The 19720-nt window shown below is 45.6% G+C and carries 14 protein-coding genes; all 14 read left to right on the forward strand.

Going from position 1 to position 19720, the window contains the following annotated elements:
• Nucleotides 1–169 precede the first annotated feature (169 nt).
• The 14 genes from HQN88_RS32550 (at nt 170) to HQN88_RS32615 (ending at nt 19483) form a co-directional block, all read left to right on the forward strand.
• Complete coding sequence (locus HQN88_RS32550) at nt 170–709, forward strand: GNAT family N-acetyltransferase (protein WP_173120129.1); 540 nt, start codon at nt 170–172, stop codon at nt 707–709.
• A 313-nt stretch (nt 710–1022) separates the two neighbouring features.
• Nucleotides 1023–2162 carry a 2-aminoethylphosphonate--pyruvate transaminase gene (gene phnW / locus HQN88_RS32555; RefSeq protein ID WP_173120131.1) on the forward strand — a complete coding sequence of 380 codons (1140 nt, stop codon included), beginning with the start codon at nt 1023–1025 and terminating at the stop codon, nt 2160–2162.
• 54 nt (nt 2163–2216) lie between these two features.
• Nucleotides 2217–3002: a DeoR/GlpR family DNA-binding transcription regulator gene (locus HQN88_RS32560; protein WP_173120133.1), complete on the forward strand. Its 786-nt coding sequence runs from the start codon at nt 2217–2219 to the stop codon at nt 3000–3002.
• Nucleotides 3003–3171: 169 nt separating this feature from the next.
• The gene (locus HQN88_RS32565) at nt 3172–4995 is read left to right on the forward strand and encodes a sensor histidine kinase (protein ID WP_173120135.1); all 1824 of its coding nucleotides are present in this window, start codon (nt 3172–3174) and stop codon (nt 4993–4995) included.
• Nucleotides 4988–6508 carry a response regulator transcription factor gene (locus tag HQN88_RS32570; RefSeq protein ID WP_173120137.1) on the forward strand — a complete coding sequence of 507 codons (1521 nt, stop codon included), beginning with the start codon at nt 4988–4990 and terminating at the stop codon, nt 6506–6508. Before HQN88_RS32565 ends, HQN88_RS32570 begins: the two co-directional genes overlap by 8 nt.
• 180 nt (nt 6509–6688) lie before the next feature.
• Nucleotides 6689–8167, forward strand: a complete 1479-nt coding sequence (locus HQN88_RS32575) for an ABC transporter substrate-binding protein (protein WP_173120139.1) — start codon at nt 6689–6691, stop codon at nt 8165–8167.
• A gap of 75 nt (nt 8168–8242) precedes the next feature.
• Nucleotides 8243–9181, forward strand: coding sequence for an ABC transporter permease (locus HQN88_RS32580; protein WP_068665052.1), 939 nt, complete (start codon nt 8243–8245; stop codon nt 9179–9181).
• Between the two features lie 29 nt (nt 9182–9210).
• A complete protein-coding gene (locus HQN88_RS32585) occupies nt 9211–10131 on the forward strand; it encodes a carbohydrate ABC transporter permease (RefSeq protein WP_173120140.1) in 921 nt (306 codons plus the stop codon).
• A 44-nt stretch (nt 10132–10175) separates the two neighbouring features.
• A complete protein-coding gene (locus tag HQN88_RS32590; RefSeq protein WP_173120142.1) occupies nt 10176–11495 on the forward strand; it encodes a glycoside hydrolase family 125 protein in 1320 nt (439 codons plus the stop codon).
• The gene (locus tag HQN88_RS32595) at nt 11492–14605 is read left to right on the forward strand and encodes a beta-galactosidase (RefSeq protein ID WP_173120144.1); all 3114 of its coding nucleotides are present in this window, start codon (nt 11492–11494) and stop codon (nt 14603–14605) included. The genes HQN88_RS32590 and HQN88_RS32595 overlap by 4 nt, the downstream gene beginning before the upstream one ends.
• A 3-nt stretch (nt 14606–14608) precedes the next feature.
• Nucleotides 14609–17338 carry an alpha-mannosidase gene (locus HQN88_RS32600; protein WP_173120146.1) on the forward strand — a complete coding sequence of 910 codons (2730 nt, stop codon included), beginning with the start codon at nt 14609–14611 and terminating at the stop codon, nt 17336–17338.
• Nucleotides 17339–17536: 198 nt separating this feature from the next.
• Nucleotides 17537–17761 carry a DUF896 domain-containing protein gene (locus tag HQN88_RS32605; protein WP_173120148.1) on the forward strand — a complete coding sequence of 75 codons (225 nt, stop codon included), beginning with the start codon at nt 17537–17539 and terminating at the stop codon, nt 17759–17761.
• 117 nt (nt 17762–17878) lie between these two features.
• A complete protein-coding gene (locus HQN88_RS32610) occupies nt 17879–18442 on the forward strand; it encodes an NADPH-dependent FMN reductase (protein ID WP_173120150.1) in 564 nt (187 codons plus the stop codon).
• Nucleotides 18443–18481: 39 nt separating this feature from the next.
• Nucleotides 18482–19483 (forward strand): type I glyceraldehyde-3-phosphate dehydrogenase, encoded by a 1002-nt coding sequence (locus tag HQN88_RS32615; protein WP_173120152.1) that lies wholly within the window; start codon nt 18482–18484, stop codon nt 19481–19483.
• Nucleotides 19484–19720: the final 237 nt, after the last annotated feature.

Genomic DNA, 19720 nt, shown 5'->3' on the forward strand with positions numbered 1-19720 from the left:
AAGTCGAATGCTGGTTAGGATTGCACGCAACCTAGAATCAACATTTATGATCGATCGATTACTTTTATTTTTACAAAATGACCATATAGAATTAATAAAATTCCTTAGTTCCTTTTATATACTTAAGTTGTTTGATAGAGCGATATATAAGGGCAAGGTGGTAGATTTAATGTTAAAAAAACGTGATTTACACGAATGTCATTCACTGTATAACCTAATAACGGACCCTGCGGTTTTTCCTTACGTTCGTTATAAATGCCAATTTTATGAACAATATTTATTCATAACCAAACAGTTAATTGTTGAAGAACAACAGGGGACATGTATTTCCAGAACAATTCTTAACGAGCTGGGTCATCCCATTGGTACCATTGAGCTATATGATATTGTTAATAAAACAGGCTTCTTAGCCACATGGATGGGAGCTCCCTTTTTTGGAAAAGGTTATAACCAACGAGCGAAAGAATCCTTTTTTACTGAACTATTCCTTGAACATAATATCGAAACGGTATTCTTGAAAGTCCGAAAACAAAATATTCGATCGAAGAAGGCGGTAGAAAAACTATCGTATGCCAAATTAGCAAATGCTATAAACCATTCAATATATAAATCGATAAACCATGGGCATCAGATTTATGATTTGTATCAAGTGGAGCGGTTAGACTTTTTAGCATATAGTAAAGTCATTCAACATGAGCTTGCTACGTAATAACCTGTACAATAATGTGAACGGAACATAGTGGTGGGTGAATAAAAGAATGGCCCTTATTGGATTTCCAATAGGGGCCTTTTTTATATTGAAAACAACAAAAACAACTAAAACAAAATAAAACAACATAAAAACATAAGATTAACATGTATTTAACCATGAGATTACAAATGCCTTGTATGATAAGAATCAAGAACAAACCAAATCCAACCTGAATTGATTACGATTTAAGAGCACATGACTTACATGAAGACCAAGGGAATTAGGCGGTCCTTGATCAAACTAATCAACGCATAGAAAGAGGAGAATGTCCATGAATAGGAAACTTAATGTCAACGTGAATCAACTTCCAGATAATCCATATTTGCTCTTAACACCTGGCCCGCTTTCAACGAGTAAAAAAGTGAAGGCTGCGATGCTCCGCGATTGGTGCACTTGGGATCAAGACTATAATCAACTCGTCCAATCGATTCGTGGTAGACTGGTGCAAATGGCAACAAGCCATCCAGAGGCTTATACCTCGATCTTAATGCAGGGCAGCGGAACCTTCTGCGTAGAGTCCGTCATTGGATCTGTGATCCCGCCAAGTGGCAAACTGCTCGTCCTTACCAATGGAGCCTATGGAAAAAGAATTGCGCAAATGGCTGAAGTACTTGGTATTTATACGATTGTTGTCGACGCGGGGGAAACAAAACCTGTCAACGTGAAGCAACTGGAAGATATGCTAAAAGAAGACACTTCCGTTACGCACCTAGCGGTAGTTCATGTAGAAACAACGACAGGTATGATCAATCCGATTGCGGACGTTGCTAAAGTTTCCAAGCAATATGGAAAAACGCTCATCGTCGATGCGATGAGTAGTTTCGGCGGCGTGCCGATTGACGTAGCTGAGCTTGATATCGATTTTCTAATCAGCAGCGCTAACAAATGCATCCAAGGCGTGCCAGGGTTCGGCATTATTATCGCCAAGAAAGAAACGCTCTACACTTGCAAAGGACTTGCGCGTTCGCTATCACTAGATCTGTACGATCAATGGGAAACAATGGAGCTAAGCAACGGCAAATGGCGTTATACATCTCCGACGCATACGGTGCGGGCCTTTGATCAAGCGCTTCAGGAATTAGAGGAAGAAGGCGGAGTCACGCGCAGGTTCGAACGGTTTACACGTAATCAACAAACACTAGTTGAAGGTATGCATAAGCTCGGCTTTCAAACGTTGCTGCCAGAAGAGTTGCAATCGCCGATTATAACGGCGTTCTTATTCCCGGATTCTCCTGTTTTTTCTTTTGAGGAATTTTATGTGCGCATGAAAGAAGAGGGATTCGTTATTTATCCTGGCAAAATAACAACTGCTCCTACGTTCCGAATTGGTAATATCGGGGACGTTCATTTGGAAGACATCCATCGTCTACTTCAAGGTGTTGAAAATCAGTTGTTTTGGAGAACAACATAAAAACAACTCTAATAAACTTAAAAACAAATGTAATGAAATGGGGGGATGCACATCATGTCACTGATTGGTGAAGAGCGAAAGGATTATATCCTCAACCAACTGAACCTAGAAGGCAAAGTAAAAACAAATGAATTAGTAGATAGCTTAGGTGTGACTTCGGAATCAATTCGTAGATATTTGGAGGAGTTGGAGGAAGAGAATAAGCTGAAGCGAGTTTACGGCGGCGCCGTGAAGATTAATCTTTCCCGTGAAGAACCTTCTCAATTAAAGCGCGAAGTGCTGTACGCCGAAGAGAAAAGGAGAATCGGTAGAGCAGCTGCAACGTTAGTCGAAGACAATGATGTTATTTTCATCGACGATGGCACGACGACACTTCATATGATTGATTATTTATTGAACAAAAAAAACATTACCGTATTGACGAATTCCGTCCCTGCACTTTATCTATTGATCGATTATAAAAATAAAGAGCTATTCTCGGGCGACATTTTCTTTATCGGAGGCAAAGTGAGCTCTGTACAATCCCGTGTTACGGGCTCATTGGCCGAAAAAATGTTAGAGAATTTTTACGCGGATAAAGCATTCATCTCCATCGATGGCATTATGATTGACAAAGGTATTACAAGCTTTGATGAAGAGCGTGGTCAACTAGCGAAAAAGCTAATGGAACACGCTAAACACAGTGTCATTGTGACAGATCACTCGAAATTCGGTCTTGTACAATTTTATAAAATGGCTGATTTGAAAGAGGTTGATATTATCGTCAGTGATGTCCCTGCACCTAAGGAATGGGAAGACTATTTGTTTAAAAAAGATGTGACTTGGGTCACGGCTACGTAATATAAGTACACGAAGTTAAAAAGAAGAAGCCAGCAACCCCTTGGGTGGTATGCTGGCTTCTATGCATTTAGGCAGATCTTGTAGGTTTCTACCTGAGCGGGACGAAATTCATTTGCGCGATATTTTTGTGCTATAATGTACCCGATTAAGAGCAGGAGATGATAACTGGATGGTGCTGCGAAAGATTTATCGGAATTATTTGCAAAATAATTTGTTTATGAGGCTGCTGCTCCTCTTTTCTATGATTACAGTTCTAACGATTATTTCGTTTTCTTATTTTATGTACTACTCGATGTCGCAAGCAGCGATTAATCGAGAGTTGGATATACAGAAGAAAGCGCTGACGAACGTTAACAATTATTTGGGTGGAAATTATGATTCAGCCCAGTCTATTCTGTTTGGCCTCTATCGGGATAGTTCACTAGCCTCGGGTGTATCTTTTATGCTGCAGCATCCGTTTCAAGAATATGTGCAACACAGTTTAGAGCAGTATAATTTAGGCGGCAAAAGCATGTGGAATGATGGGCTGCAATATTTTAAAAATCAGGTGGAAGACAACAAAGATATTAGTAATTTGCTGTTATATAGCGAGGATCAGCAGACTTTATATGCGCTTGGGCCCAATGGGCAGATGAAACTCGTTCCCACGAATCGCGCACGCTCTTATATCCCGGATGTGATGGCTCTCGAAAGTAAGAGTGTAGAACTGCCAAATATTTGGGTGCGTGAAGCGATTGGACAATGGAATCCCGACCTTTATGCCATTCGAACGCCGATTACGGACAAGTTAACGCTGAAGACGATCGGCCAGCAGGTCGTTTATTTTAGTACAGATGGGATTTGGAAGATTCTGCAGAACGATAAGGACGAGCTGAAAGGGATGATTCTTGTCTTAGCCCCGGACGGCGGTGTGCTCTTCGATTCTTCGAACCAATACGTTGGGCAAATCTATCCACATATGGATCAAATTAATGCGATGTATGAAAATGGTGGTTCCAGCCAAGGCGACTATGTGACTAAGCTTACGCAAAGTAAAGGGAATTTCAGCACGGTCAGCATCATCCCCCGGCAAGAGCTGGATGCTTCCTCGAAGAAAATCGGCAGTACGATTTTCCTCATCAGTGCGATTTGTATCTTTTTCGCCATCTTGATTCCGTTCTTAGTTGTGATGAGTGTCGCCAAACGGACTAATCAAATCATCCGATTCACGCGCAAGGTGAAGCAAGGCGATCTTAGTGTGCGGATACCCGATGTGCGGGAGGATGAGATCGGACAAATATCCCGGAGCTTTAACGAGATGATTGAGGAATTGAATCTCTATATTGATCGGGTGTATAAGGCGAACATTAAGCAAAAACAGACGGAACTGACAGCGCTGCAAGCTAGGGTGAATCCGCATTTCCTCTACAATACCCTGGAAGTGATTCGGATGCGGGCAATTTCGCAAGGCGCACATGACGTTGGGGAGATGATCTACAGCTTATCGGCGCTGTTCCGAAGTTTTGTCCAACAGAAGAAAATCTATACGCTCAAACATGAGTTGGAAGCCTGTCGTCTGTATCTGGAACTATTTCAAATTCGATATAAAGATAAATTTACGTACGCGATCGATTGGGATCGCCGGCTAGGGTCTGTACGCGTGATGAAAATGTCACTGCAACCGATCATTGAGAATTACATTGTGCACGGTTTGCGAAGCGAAAGCTCGGATAACGAGCTTCACATTCGAGTGAAGCAGGTAGAGGCGTTTCTCCATGTGCAGATTGAAGACAATGGCAACGGAGTTTCGCCCCAGCGGCTCAATGAATTGACTTTATTTCTGCAAGATGAGGAATTGGAAGGAGAGTCTTTCGGGTTGCGAAGCATCAATCAACGGCTTAAACTGCTGTACGGCAGTGAATATGGTGTGAAATTACATAGCCAACCAGGCCAAGGCACGATTATTGATATCTGGATGCCAGTAGACGGTGGAGAGGAGGTCGACGATGTTTAGGCTCTTTCTTGCGGACGATGAACCTTTCATTATCGAAGGGTTGTATGACATTATTGATTGGGCGGAAGTTGGATTAGAGATTGTGGGACATGCTAGCAATGGACAGAAAGCTTTGGACGCCTTGCAGCACACATCGGTGGATATTCTGGTGACAGACATCTCCATGCCGATTATGAATGGGTTGGATTTGATTCGGCACGCAAGATCGGTTCACCCGGAACTGAAAGTGATCGTGCTCAGTGGATTTGATGAGTTTTCCTATCTGAAAGAGGGCATGCAACTAGGCATCGAAAATTACTTGCTCAAGCCTATTAACATCCAAGAACTCAAGGCGTCGCTGCAAAATACGGTAGAAAAGTTGAATACCATGAACGAGACACAGTTGGTTCAGGCATACAGCAAACAAATTCTGAAAGACAATACGCTGCATCGTTGGTTGACGCAACAGATTGCGCCGCTGGAGTTCTATGAGCGTGCAGAACTTCTAGGCATCAACTTAGCGTGTGCATATATGGTCGCAGTCGTCCTGCGAATGCCTGTCGATGCAGATAAGGGCATGGAATTTATCGCTGGCCAGCTAGATGCCTATGAATGGGTGACTGTTTTTCGCGATATGGACGGAGATATCCTGCTACTTGCATCCATGGATGACAGGGAAGAGGGTAAAAAAGAACTGATATCCTTGCTTCTTCAGCTTCATACCGCGCTTCAAGACCAATCGGTTCGCATCTCGATAGGGACTGTGGGTCACCTGCCGGATGGCGTCGCGCAAACCTATGAAGCCGCCAAAAAAGCACAGGAGTATTTCTGGATTTATCCTGAACTGCCAGTGATTGATTATCAGGAGTTAGCCATGCATCAAGACAATCCCAAGGTGGATTTCTCGGTCATTGATTGGCCGGCCTATGCGAAGCTTATTATTGCCAAAGATATAGAAAACTTGCGTGCCGCTATTCATAACGACTTCAAGCGAATTCAAGCCTTGCCGGGCATTACGCCGCGGGATTTTCAGAATATCGCCTTTGAGATGGTCATTCATTTCAAGTTGGAAATCAAAGCAATCCGCCATACCGAAGAACTAGAGGTGTATCATCTTGCCTTTGATCAGATTCGCGAGGCGGTCACGCTAGAAGAACTGGAAGCTGCTATCCTGGAGATTGCCGAGACGACAATTGGCTTTTTGATTTCGGACGTTCGCAGTCCGATCGTTCAGCAGGTGTTGAAATATGTGCAACAGTCCTATGCGGAGGAGCTCTCGCTCAAAATGCTGGGGGCTCACTACCACATCCATCCTGTTTACTTGGGACAATTGTTTCAGAAAGAAATTAATGAGACATTCACGGAATATATGAACCGTTTCCGAGTTGAGAAGGCGAAAGAACTGCTCAAGACGACGCATGCGAAGGTTCATCAGATTGCCAAAGAGGTAGGTTACTCCGAATTGGGTTACTTTTATAAACAATTCAAAAAATATGTCGGGATCTCGCCAACGGATTATCGTGGATTGCTCTAGGGAAACTTAGAAGCAGTCCTTTTTTTTTTACGAAAATGCTTTGGTAGCGTTTTTTTCTTTAGTTTAGACAGGGTTCATTTAGTTTATCGTCTATTTGTAATTGCTTTCATGAAGTACTGTAAATATAGCCCCTACGGGCATAGACAAACGAACGAGTATTCACTAGGGAGGACTCAAAAAATGAGAAAAATGAAAAAAAACTTGGTCACTACACTAGGGTTAACGTTAGCTGTTTCCTTGACGCTTAGCGCATGTGGCAGCAAAGATGCCAATGATGCGAAAGGGACTGCGGCAGCGAATAAACCCGTTGAATTAATTTGGTATACAATCGGAACGCCACAGAAAGATGTGGATCGCGTTATGGCTGAAGTTAGCAAGTACACCGCCGAGAAAATCGGTGTTACGGTGAAAATGAATATGACGGATTGGGGCGACTATGCTCAAAAAATGCAAGTAATGACCGCTTCCGGCACACCTATGGATATTATGTTCACGTCTTCATGGGCATTTGATTATGTGCAAAATGCGCGTAAAGGCGCATTCAAGTCGATTGACGAGCTGCTGCAAAAGAATGGACAAGGCATTGTTAAAGCATTAGACCCTGCTTTCCTTAACGGATCCAAAGTAGATGGACATAACTACGGTGTTCCAGCGAATAAAGAGTTGCCAGCACAAGACGTATGGCGTTTCAACAAAACGCTTGCTGATAAATATAACCTTAGTCTGGATAACGTGAAATCCTTGGAAAGCTTGGAACCGCTGCTTGCAGCGATTAAAGCCAAAGAGCCGAACACTTACGGATTGGCTGTTGATAAAAACTACATGCCGTATGTGCCTTATGACTACATCATTGAGAAAATGCCGATGGCTGTTAGCGTAGACAATAAAGATTTGAAAGTCGTTAACATTCTCGATACACCGGAAATGAAACAAGCTTTGAAAACAATGAATAAATATTACAAAGCCGGCTACATTCCAACAGAAGCATCCACGCTGACATCCTTGAATGATGTACAAGTGACGGGCAAGTGGTTCGCAGATAAAGCGACCAATCAACCTTTCGCGGACAACCTGTGGTCAGCAAGCTATGGATACCCTGTTGTATCCAAACCAGCAAGCCCTGCCCTAATTTATAACTGGTCCGTTATGGGTTCCATGCAAGCGATCTCTGCTAACTCCAAATATCCGGAAAAAGCAATGGAATTCCTGAACCTGCTTAACACAGATCCAGTGCTTCGCAACATGGTTGATTCCGGTATTGAAGGCGAGCACTACAAAAAAGTTGGCACTGACAAAATGGAAAACCAACCGGCATCCAAAAACTATGATATGCCTACGTTCTCCCTTGGTAATGTCCTTTTGACATACAAAGATGTGAAAGATCCTGAGAACAAATGGGAAGAGTTCAAGAAATTTAACGATACAGGCGTACCAGCTCCGCTGCTTGGCTTTAACTTCGATCCAACTAAAGTTATCAACGAAATCGCCGCTGTACAGAACGTGAAAGAAGAGTTCTGGGCAACATTGATGACGGGTACCGTTGATCCGGATAAATACATTCCACTTGCCAACGAGAAATTCAAAGCTGCTGGATTGGATAAAATTATGACGGAAGCACAAAGTCAAATTGACGCTTGGAAAACAGCTAACAAAAAATAGAGACAGGTTTAAGGATGAGGTGAATGTTCTGCATTCACCTGATCTTTGTCTTGTTATCAGCGAAGGGGTGATTGTATGAACAGAATAGGAACTTTTTTCAAAGATGTTAAACAAAGCAGAGTGCTGCTGCTCATGGCATTACCAGCTACGCTTTGGTTCCTGTTCTTCTCGTATTTACCGATGGCAGGCATGGTCATTGCTTTCAAGCAGTACCGTTACAGCCGTGATGGTTTTTGGGCAAGTATTGTGGAGAGCAAGTGGGTTGGCTTACAGAACTTCAAATTCCTTTTTAGTACGAACGACGCTTATATCATTACGCGCAACACGCTGTTATACAACATTGTGTTCATTATTGCCGGTCTGGTACTGTCCGTTGGACTTGCCATTGTATTATCTGAAATTACGAATAAAAAGCTTGCTAAGCTTTATCAAACAGGTATGTTCATGCCCTATTTCTTATCTTGGGTCATCGTTGGCTATTTTGTATTCAGTTTCCTAAGTGTGGATAAAGGAATGCTTAATCATATACTTCCCTGGTTTGGCGTGGATCCGATTCGTTGGTATAACGACAAGACGTATTGGCCGCTGATCATTATTCTCGTTTACCTCTGGAAATCAGTCGGCTACAGCTCTGTTGTGTATTTGGCGGCGATCATGGGGATCGATAAATCGCTCTATGAAGCAGCCATGATTGATGGTGCGAGCAAATGGCAGCAAATCCGCCACATTACTTTCCCGATGTTAAAACCATTAATGACGATTCTGACGCTGCTGGCGATTGGACGGATTTTTTATGCAGACTTCGGTTTGTTCCTGCAAGTGCCTAGAGATTCCGGGACGTTATATTCCGTAACCAATGTAATTGATACGTACGTATACCGCGGCCTTAAATCTACGGGAGAAATCGGCATGAGTACAGCGGCTGGCTTGTATCAGTCCGTGATCGGCTTCATTCTCGTGATGACTTCGAACTATGTTGTTAGAAAATTCGATAGGGACAATGCACTCTTTTAAAGGATCATTACTGAAAGGAGGAACTGGCTATGAATGCTGTCAAACCGATGAAAAAACAAGACTTTCATAAATTACCGCCACTTTTGAATATGTTCGCTCATGGGGCCGCAGGTCTTTTTACACTTGCCTGTGTGTTTCCGTTTCTGTTTGTGACGATTATTTCGTTCACGGATGAGAAATCTTTGAATACGAACGGATATAGCATCTTCCCGGAGAAATGGAGCCTCGAAGCGTACCGTTATCTCTTCAAAGCAGGCGATCAATTGCTGATGTCTTATGGGGTCACCATCCTTGTGACGGTTGTAGGTACGCTTGTCAGCTTGATTCTGACCGCTACATTCGCCTACGCGATATCACGGAAAAGTTTTAAATTTCGAAATTTCTTCGGCTTTTTCGCCTTTTTCACAATGCTCTTCAACGGTGGACTTGTGCCGACTTATATTGTTATGACGCAATTGCTCGGACTTAAGGATTCCCTGTGGGCTTTGGTTCTGCCATTAGCGGGCAACGCCTTCTATATCATGATTATGCGTACTTTCTTTAGTACATCTGTACCGGATGCGATTATTGAATCGGGTAAAATGGACGGAGCCGGCGAATTCGGTATCTTCGTCAAGCTCGTACTGCCGCTATCCCTGCCAGGGCTTGCGACGATCGGGTTATTCAGTACCCTGGGGTACTGGAATGATTGGTTCAATGCGTTGCTGTACATCGACTCGCCGAACTTGGTACCGCTGCAATCGATGCTGATGCGGATTGAGAACAGTATGCAGTTCCTGCTCCAGAACACGAGTAACCCATCTGTTGGCATAGGCTTGCTGCAATCACTGCCGCAGGATACTTCGCGGATGGCGATGGTTGTGCTCGCGACTGGACCGATTATATTCGCATACCCGTTCTTCCAGCGTTATTTCATTCAAGGCTTAACGATCGGTGCTGTAAAAGAGTAGTACTGTAAGCAACTTCGTAGATTATAGAATGTGGAGGATTTACCGTGGAACAATTCAGACTGCCCAAAATTCCGATGCCTAAGCTGGAACTGCCCCAAGCCATTCAAGATGTCTTGTTGGAAGCCGAAGAAAAGCTGGCACATCGTCCTAAACTACTGCAATTATTTAAAAATTGTTTTCCAAATACTTTAGAAACAACAACTAAACTGATGCCAGATGGCACCACGTTTGTCATCACGGGAGATATTCCGGCGTCCTGGCTGCGTGATTCTGTCGAACAGGTCATGCATTATGTGCCTTTTGCCAAAGAAGATAGGGATCTTCAGCGCATTATTAGTGGATTAATTAAACGTCATATGCAATACATTCATATTGATCCTTATGCGAATGCGTTTAATGAGTCGGCCAATGACTGGCACTGGAACAAAGCAGACCAAACAGAGATGTCCCCATGGGTGTGGGAACGTAAATTCGAGCTCGATTCCTTGTGCTTCTCGATGCGTCTGGCTTATGCGTATTGGAAAGAAACCGAATTGACGGATATCTTTGATGCTGGCTTTAAAGCAGCGATGGTTAAGATTTATGAGTTGTTCCTAACCGAGCAGCATCACTTTGAAAAGTCACCTTACCGCTTTACCCGCAATAACGGGATACCAACCGATTCTCTACGCAATAACGGGTTGGGCATGCCTGTGAATTATACAGGGATGGTATGGTCAGGCTTCCGTTCCAGTGACGATGCGTGTGACTTTCATTACAACATACCAGCGAATATGTTCGCGGTAGTAGCCCTACGTCATATGCAAGAATTCGCGGAATGGGTATTCCGGGACATGGATTTCCTTGCACAACTCAAAGCGCTCGAAGCGGACATTGATCACGGTATTCAATTATATGGGATTTATCGCCATCCGACATTTGGTCCCATTTATGCGTATGAAACGGACGGCTTCGGCAATTACTGCCTGATGGATGATGCTGGGACGCCCGGTCTTATGTCAATTCCTTACTTGGGCTATGTGAGCGCGGACGATCCTATTTATCAAAATACAAGACGTTTTGCGCTTAGCAAAGAGAACCCATTTTATTTTGAAGGCAAGGTGGCGCGAGGCATCGGCAGTCCGCATACGCCGGACGACTACATTTGGCATATGGCTCTGTCCATGCAAGGCATTACGGCGTCGACGGCGGAAGAGAAGCTTGAGATGATCGCGATGCTGGAAGCGACAGATGCGGATACGGGATTCATGCATGAAGGTTTTCATGTCGATGACCCAACGATTTTCACGCGCAAATGGTTTGCGTGGTCGAACAGCCTGTTCTCACAATTGGTTTATCAAGCGATGAAGGATGGTCTTCTATGAGTCGTCCGGTCCTTATATTCCATGAGCCTGGATTCCCGAGCAGTTCGTTTAGCGATGTACAAGTTGAGCAATTGACGGCGCAAGGGGCGGTTGTGGTAGGTGCTCATACACTGGGAGAGGCACTACGGTCTGCAGTCGGGGGATGTTTCGTCAATTTGCATGCGCCCTATTTTCCGAAAGCTGCTTGGATTGAGATTTTAGCGTTCTTGCAGCGAGGTGGCGGCTTGCTTAGTGTTGGCGGCGCAGCTTTCAAGCACCCTGTCCGCTGGGAAGATGAGAATTGGCAAGTGGAATCTGAGCAGACGGGCTACCACCAGCAGCTGCATATTCATGAAATTCTACAAGTTGAAGGTACGCCATTTCGTTCCTATAGCACGTCAGAAACGCTACCGCTGTTGCAAGGACAAGAATCCCTATTCGCGCTTGCCGATACTTGGAATATGGTGCCCCATACGACGCGAGACAGTGATTTGCCTCATCAGATGGGCGCGGCGGGTACGATGAGCACGCAGATTTATCCGCTGTTGAAAAGTATCGGCAAGACAGGCCGTGAAGTAGCGGCTCCTGTCGTCCTATGGGAAAATTCGCGAGGTGCGTTCATCGGTTCGCGTTGGATGTTCGTCAATGTACCGCTGAGTCCCTCGTTTTGGAGCGAAGGCGGTGCACAGAGTTTGGTTCAATGGGCGAAATTCTGTGCAAGCGGTGTGACCGAGCTGTGGATCAAGCCGAATTATGCCAGCTATGAACCAGGCGAGCGCGCGATGCTGACGATTCAGACACAACTTATCGGGAGTAAAGATGCTGCTAAGGCGTGGACACTGGATCTTCGTGTCGAACATGAAACAGGTACACAAGATGCCTGGACGCATCGTTTAACGGTTGGAGTCAACAAAGAGTTCAATGTGGTGCGTATTCCCGTACCGCTTGATATACAACGTGGTTTGTATCGCGTAACGTGCAAAGCAGTTTCAGAGGATGGCGAGCTTCGCTTACTTCGTCAAGGATTCTGGGGGCACGATGCAGAACTGCTCGGAGAAGGTCAGCCCATCACTAGCGGACGTGATTATTTCATCAAGGATGGACGTCCATTGCCCGTAGTTGGCATGACGTACATGACGTCTGATGTGGCTCGCAAATTTTTATTCCTGCCGAATAGTGATGTCTGGGATCGGGATATGGCCCAAATGGCCAAAGCAGGCATTAATTGGATTCGTACGGGTATTTGGACTGCGTACCGCAATATCATGCAGGTGGATGGCCATGCTTCGGAAGAAGTATTGAGAGCCATCGATGCGTTCCTCCTGACGGCCAAGAAGCATCAACTGCAGGTCACGTTCACCTTCTTCTCTTTCACACCTGAAACTTGGGAAGGGGTTAATCCCTATCTCGATCCGCAAAGTGTGGAAGCTCAGAAGCGATTTATCCGCTCCATCGTTTCCCGACATGGGGAGACAACCCATGTGGATTGGGACCTGATTAACGAGCCATCGATGTTCGATCCCGCTCAGATTTTCTCGGATGGACCTCGTTCCAGTCGGGACAAGTATGAGAAAGAAGCTTTCATTACGTGGCTTAAGCAGCGTCATGAGCACATCGAACTGCTGCAAGAACGCTGGAATATGACACCACTGCAACTGCCGAGTTTTGAAGCGGCAGTCATTCCGGAAGCGGCTGACATCAATTTCGACGTGCAGGATATGCACCGGGCGAAAAAGGGGACACGCTGGCTCGATTATTGCTTATTCTCGATGGAGATGCACAACCAATGGGCCAAACAGCTATACGACACAATCAAAGAAATCGTGCCTGGGCATCTCGTTGTCGTTGGCCAGGATGAAGCGCTTGGCGCGCAGCGTCCTTCACCGCTTTTCTATGAAGAAGCGGTAGATTACACAACGGTCCATTCCTGGTGGTTGAACGATAACCTCGTGTGGGATGGCATCTTTGCCAAAACTGCCCATAAACCGAATGTCATTCAAGAGACTGGCATTATGTATGTAGAAACCCCGGATGGAAGAGCGAAACGTTCGGAGATCGAACTGCGCAGTATGTTGGAGCGCAAATATGCTTACGCTTTTGCAACGGGAGGCGCAGGAGCTATTCATTGGATTTGGAACACCAATTTCTATATGGATAACGCGAACGAATCGCACATCGGAGCGCTTCGGGCTGATGGGACAGAGAAACCGGAAGCGGATGTTTCTTATGAATTCGGCCGCTTTATGGCCGAGATCAGAGACCTGTTCCAAGAGCGGGAGCTGGAAGATATCGTGGCTGTATTCCCTTATTCCAACGATTTCTCCAATCGGAAATTGGCGTTCGATGCAACGACGTCTATGACTCGCGTGCTGTCATACGAGATGAAGCTGCCGTTCCGCGCGGCATCGGAATATCATTTGGAGGCGTTAGAGCAGCAGCCGGCGAAGCTGATTTTGCTCCCAAGCGCCCATAATTTGGATGAACAAGCATGGAATACGCTGATCGATATTGTGAAGCGCACAGGTGCGACATTGCTTGCTACAGGTCCAATCAGTCTTGACGCGTACTGGAAGCAAAAGGCGCGTCTCGAGGGTGAGCTTGGTCATGCAGAACTTCATAATGTACGCCGTGAAGAAATGCTTGAGCTGGAAGGCACATTGCACCCTGTTTCCTATGGGCGACGCCGAATTGCTGAAACGTTGAAAGAAGTGCGTGTTGGCGGTGGTGCAGCGAAGTCAAATGCTGGTGGAGATCGCGTTGTTGATCTTCCTTTAGGCAATGGCCGATTGATTTGGAGTCCGCTGCCAGTGGAAGTAAATGACCGGATGGACACCGTAGCGGCACTTTACCGATATGCCGTGAATGCTGCGGGATGCAGCAGCGGATTGCAGTGGCTTCAAGGCGATATTGCGGGGATATACGGAAGAAAGATGCGGTTCAAGGACGGTTTCTTATATGTATTTGTTTCCGAGTTTGCCTGGGATGTGACAATAAAAGTTCGGGATACCGTTAGTGATACGACATATACTTTCACTCTAGAGAAAGAGCGTTCCGTGCTCTTTGCCGCAGATAAGCTAGGGCAAGTGATTTCCATTTACCGCCCAGATGAAGTCCATATTGAAAGGAGCTAACCCATGAGTACCAAGCGAACGGCTCATATCATCTCCCATACCCATTGGGATCGGGAGTGGTATTTACCTTATGAGAAGCACCACGTGCGACTCGTTAAACTCGTAGATACGTTATTAGATAAAATGGATCAAGATGCGAATTATCGCAGTTTCTTTCTCGATGGTCAGACGATTATTCTGGAGGATTACTTGCAGGTCAGACCTGAACAAAAGGATCGCCTAAGCAAATTAATTCGGGATGGCCGTATCCTCATCGGACCTTGGTATATTTTGCAGGATGCCTTCTTAACGAGCGGCGAAGCCAATGTCCGTAATATGCAAATTGGACATCAAGATGCGAAAGCGTATGGGGATGTTTCGAAAATCGGTTATTTTCCCGACACATTCGGCTTAGTCGGGCAGACGCCGCAATTGATGCAGCAGTCGGGCATCACGAATGCTTTATTCGGCCGAGGGGTGAAGCCGACAGGTTTCAACAATACAGTCTCCGACGGTGATTTTGAATCCTCCTTCTCGGAGTTGGTTTGGGAGGGGCCAGATGGCTCCCAGGTGCTGGGCATTCTTTTTGCCAACTGGTATTCCAATGGCAATGAGATTCCCGTTGATAAGGAAGAAGCAAAAGCCTATTGGGAACGCAAACTGGCTGACGCAGAGAAATACGCTTCAACTGGCGAATTGCTTTTCATGAATGGTTGCGATCATCAGCCTGTTCAGTTGGATCTGCCGGAAGCGATTGGCGCTGCGAGTGAGCTTTTCCCGGATACAACCTTTGTTCATTCGAATTTTAACGATTACCTAGCGGCCGTTCAGCGTTCAGGCAAGCAGGAACTTTCGACGGTTAAAGGTGAACTTCGCAGCCAGCGGACGGACGGATGGTCTACACTCGTCAATACGGCTTCGGCACGTGTGTATTTGAAACAGATGAATCAGCTCGGACAAGCGATGCTGGAGAAAGTGGCAGAGCCTCTTGCGGCATTCGCCCATGTCCTCAAAGTCGGGGAGAAGTACCCGCATCATCTGTTCACTTACGCCTGGAAAACCTTAATGCAAAACCATCCGCATGACAGTATCTGCGGCTGCTCGGTGGACGAAGTGCACCGTGAAATGGTCACGCGCTTCGATAAAAGCCGCCATGTTGCTGAAGCCATTATCGATGACAGCAAGCAAGCTATTGCGGACGCGATCGATACGTCTGACTTTACGCTGGCGGGCGAAAGCGCTCTGCCCGTAGTCGTGTTTAATACGTCGGGTTGGGAACGCTCGGGGGTTGTAACGATCGAAATGGATGCTTTACGCCTCTATTTCCGAGATGGCTATACACTGGAAGAAGCAAGCGCTTTTGTCAAAGCGGCGGATATTACAGGACGAGCACTCGTGGATGCTTCTTCCCAGTCTATCCCATGCACAGTCGAGGATCTTGGCTTGCAATTCGGATACGATTTGCCGGAAGACAAGTTCCGTCAGCCGTATATGTGCCGGAAAGTGAGATTGACGTTCGAAGCCGACAACGTTCCGGCTTTAGGTTTGAAGACTTATGCATGGGTGAAGAAGGAAGCAGAATTGGCTGATTCCTCTTTGTTCGCAAATGAGCGGGTCATGGAAAATGCAGCGATCAAGATTGAAATCGCGGATAACGGTTCATTCACGCTGACGGATAAGAAGAACGGCCGCACGTACCGGGATTTGGGTGTGTACGAGAATACCGGAGATATCGGCAACGAGTATATGTTCCGCCAACCGGATGGCGAAAAGCCGCTAACAACGAGCGGATTGCAAGCTCAAATCCGTGTGCTCCAAGATACAGCCTACCAGGCTTCCTTCGAAATCGTCCATGAGTGGGAAATTCCCGCGTCAGGCGACGACATGCTGGAAGTTGAACAGCGTGACTTGGTTTACTATCCGCATCGCCGAGCACAGCGTTCAACGCGCATGATTCCGATGCGGATTCGCACAGTGGTTAGCTTGAGCCGAAGCGGACAAGGGGTAGAGATCGAGTCATCCTTCAACAATCAGGCGAAGGATCATCGTCTTCGGATGTTATTCCCAACTGATCTGACTGCGCAAACGCATCATGTTGATTCGATGTTTGAAGTCGTGCAACGCGATAATACGCCAGCGGCAGAGTGGGAAAACCCAAGCAATACGCAGCATCAACAGGCATTCGTGGATGTCAGCGAAGCGGGGGCGGGCTTGGTCGTTGCCAATCTCGGATTGAACGAGTACGAAGTTCTGCGCGATGGGCGAAATACGATCGCCGTTACGCTTCTGCGCGCAGTTGGCGAACTCGGCGATTGGGGCTTGTTCCCGACTCCGGAGGCTCAGTGTCTGGGTGAACATACGGTTCGATTGGCAATCTTCCCGCATACTGGTGAAGGCGCACAATACGAGGCTTATACGGCTGCATACCAGTTCCAAATTCCTTGGACAATGGCACAAACCGGCATCCATTATGGCCGAATCACTTCGACATTTGCTCCTTTCCAATGGGAAGGTGAAGGTCTGGCTTTATCCTCGATGAAAATGAATGAAGCATCAGGTGATGTGCTGCTTCGTTGGTACAACATGCGTTCACAGCATGGCGAGGTTAAGGTCAGCACGCAACTTCCCCAGCGGAATTTCTATAAGAGCACGATTTTGGAGATACAAGGCGAGCGTTTGACCGTTAAAGCAGACGGCGGCTTGACGTTGCCAGTGGGTCCTTGCGAGATCGTTACGATCGGGATTCAGCGGTAGCAGTATCAGCAGCTTGCAAAGACATGGGTAGCTTAGGCTAATCTGGTCTTTGTAGGCTTTTTTTTGCTGGGCAGCGCATCGTACTACTGGTCGCGAGGTCAAATTAAGCTATTGACAATTATCTTAAATTCGTGTATCTTTAAATTAAGATAAATGATTTTAAGACATTATCTAAATGACTTCAAGGAGGTAATGGGAATGATTCCAATTTTGAACCGTATTAATGAACTGAGCAGATTTGAGCGAGGATCAGGTCTATCTGATACTGAGAAAGCGGAACAAGCAGCGCTTCGGACGCAGTATTTACAGATTTTACGCGGGCAACTCACAACTACGCTTCTGAGTGTGTCCGTTATGGATAAAGAAGGGAACGATGTTACGCCTAAAAAGCTTATTGATAAAAAAGCAGCTAATAATCAATAACTCTTGCCATATATCTTAAAATTAAGAATACGTATTTTAAGGTATTTTCATGAAGTGATATAGCTAGTATGAAAAGTACTATATGATTGTATGAGAATGAATTTCGGAGGTTGGCTAATGTCAAAAAGAATAGGGATTATTGTAGGAAGTTTGAGGGAAAACTCTTTTAATCAAATGATTGCGAATTCGATTCCAGAACTTGTAGATTCCGCAGAATTTGAATACATATCGATTGCCGATCTTCCTCTCTATAATGCGGATTTGGATCTGGGAGAAGGGCCAGATCCAGTCAAGCATTATCGCGAAGCGATTCGAAAAACGGATGGCATTCTTATAGTTAGCCCGGAGTACAACTCAGGCATACCGGGCGTACTGAAAAACGCTCTGGACTGGGCATCGACACCTACCAAATCAGCCGTCTTAATTAATAAGCCAGCAGGTGTGATAGGTGCAACACCAGGCGTAAAAGGGACGATTCTTTCGCAGCAGCAAATCAGGCAAACCTTAGATGCCACCCAGTCCTATGTGATGCCGGCTCAAAAAATGTATATTTCTCAAATCACGGACAAGATTGATTCCATTACCCGTAAACTCACGGATGAATCGACTCGCAAATATTTGCAGCGTTATGTTCAATCGTTCGTGCAATGGATTAATCAGGTACAACGGCTTAATGAGTAGTAAGGATAATAATTAATCGAATAAATAATGGAGGCTATTATGGGTAAAATTGCGCTATTTGGATTTGGTCGTATCGGAAGACAGCTCCTTCGGGCGGCGTTGCAACAAAATTTGTTTGTCCCTTTTTCCATCTCGGATATTAAAGACGAAGCTACGCTTGCCGCACTTTTTGAGGTGGATACAAATTACAAGCGTTGGCATGAGAAAGTATCTGCTCAAGAAGGCGCAATCGTAATTGGCGATCGGGAGATTCGTTATTTGAATTCGGCCGCTGAATTGCCGAATTGGGGTGAGTTAGGCGTTGAGTTGGTCATTGATTGTACCGGACGAGCCGTTACGCGATCAGTAGCTGAACTGCATTTGGAGCGAGGCGCCAAAAGAGTGCTTGTCAGCGGCCCGAGCAAAACCTTAGAAGATTGCGACGCAGTACTTCTTAAAGGGATTAACTTAGAAAGCTTCGATCCAGAAAAGCATAAAATTATTAGCATGGCGAGTTGCACGACCAATGCACTTGCACCGGTAGTCAAATTGGTCAGAGAAAACTATGGTATTCAATACGGCTTATTCTCGACAGTACACTCGTATACGAACACGCAATCGTTGACAGATCAGCCGATGAAGGACCGTCGGGATTCATGGGCAGCAGCCGAGAATATTATTCCATCATCCTCAGGTGCAGCGAAGGCTCTGAAATTCATTTGGAATGATCTGCAAATCACAGGCAAAGCCTACCGTATTCCGACCCGTACCGGGAGCATCGCAGAACTTAATTTGATAACGGAAAAACGATGCACCGTTCAAGAGATTAACGATATGTTTCGAGAAGCTGCCAGAGAAGGCCAATTAAAGGGCGTTCTTGATGTTTTGGAAGGGGAATGGGCCTCGTCCCGCATCGTAGCTGATCCCCATTCTTCAATTATTGACTTGCCTTTAACCCAAGTACAAGGTGAGCTATTGTCTGTCGCTACTTGGTACGATAACGAATGGGGTTATGCGTCGCGGTTGGCGGAAGTAGCCTCTTATCTTGTTGCAAAATCATAAGCTAGACGAAAGATGTTGAATTGGGTGCATCTTAGGACGTATGAGCTGAGTCGTAGGCGACCGCCAATACATTCTAAACAGGGAGCAGTTGCCGCGGCAACTGCTCCCTGTTTCCGTTCAACTCCCTCGGTATGATTTAATTTCCTCACGCAAGCTCGTCTATTCGCAGGATTTCATCCTTTAGATTTCAATGTTGATTGAAAGAAAGCAAGATATATTTGGTTGTGTCGTTAAAAA

It is taken from the genome of Paenibacillus qinlingensis (assembly GCF_013204845.1).
Taxonomy (GTDB): Bacteria; Bacillota; Bacilli; order Paenibacillales; family NBRC-103111; genus Paenibacillus_E; species Paenibacillus_E qinlingensis.

Bases quoted from the DNA above. Each gene is read 5' to 3' on its own strand.
- HQN88_RS32595 (WP_173120144.1), top strand. From the start codon at position 11,492: ATGAGTCGTCCGGTCCTTATATTCCATGAGCCTGGATTCCCGAGCAGT.
- HQN88_RS32615 (WP_173120152.1), top strand. From the start codon at position 18,482: ATGGGTAAAATTGCGCTATTTGGATTTGGTCGTATCGGAAGACAGCTC.
- HQN88_RS32580 (WP_068665052.1), top strand. From the start codon at position 8,243: ATGAACAGAATAGGAACTTTTTTCAAAGATGTTAAACAAAGCAGAGTG.
- HQN88_RS32550 (WP_173120129.1), top strand. From the start codon at position 170: ATGTTAAAAAAACGTGATTTACACGAATGTCATTCACTGTATAACCTA.
- HQN88_RS32585 (WP_173120140.1), top strand. From the start codon at position 9,211: ATGAATGCTGTCAAACCGATGAAAAAACAAGACTTTCATAAATTACCG.
- HQN88_RS32600 (WP_173120146.1), top strand. From the start codon at position 14,609: ATGAGTACCAAGCGAACGGCTCATATCATCTCCCATACCCATTGGGAT.
- HQN88_RS32610 (WP_173120150.1), top strand. From the start codon at position 17,879: ATGTCAAAAAGAATAGGGATTATTGTAGGAAGTTTGAGGGAAAACTCT.
- HQN88_RS32570 (WP_173120137.1), top strand. From the start codon at position 4,988: ATGTTTAGGCTCTTTCTTGCGGACGATGAACCTTTCATTATCGAAGGG.
- HQN88_RS32560 (WP_173120133.1), top strand. From the start codon at position 2,217: ATGTCACTGATTGGTGAAGAGCGAAAGGATTATATCCTCAACCAACTG.
- phnW (WP_173120131.1), top strand. From the start codon at position 1,023: ATGAATAGGAAACTTAATGTCAACGTGAATCAACTTCCAGATAATCCA.
- HQN88_RS32575 (WP_173120139.1), top strand. From the start codon at position 6,689: ATGAGAAAAATGAAAAAAAACTTGGTCACTACACTAGGGTTAACGTTA.
- HQN88_RS32605 (WP_173120148.1), top strand. From the start codon at position 17,537: ATGATTCCAATTTTGAACCGTATTAATGAACTGAGCAGATTTGAGCGA.
- HQN88_RS32565 (WP_173120135.1), top strand. From the start codon at position 3,172: ATGGTGCTGCGAAAGATTTATCGGAATTATTTGCAAAATAATTTGTTT.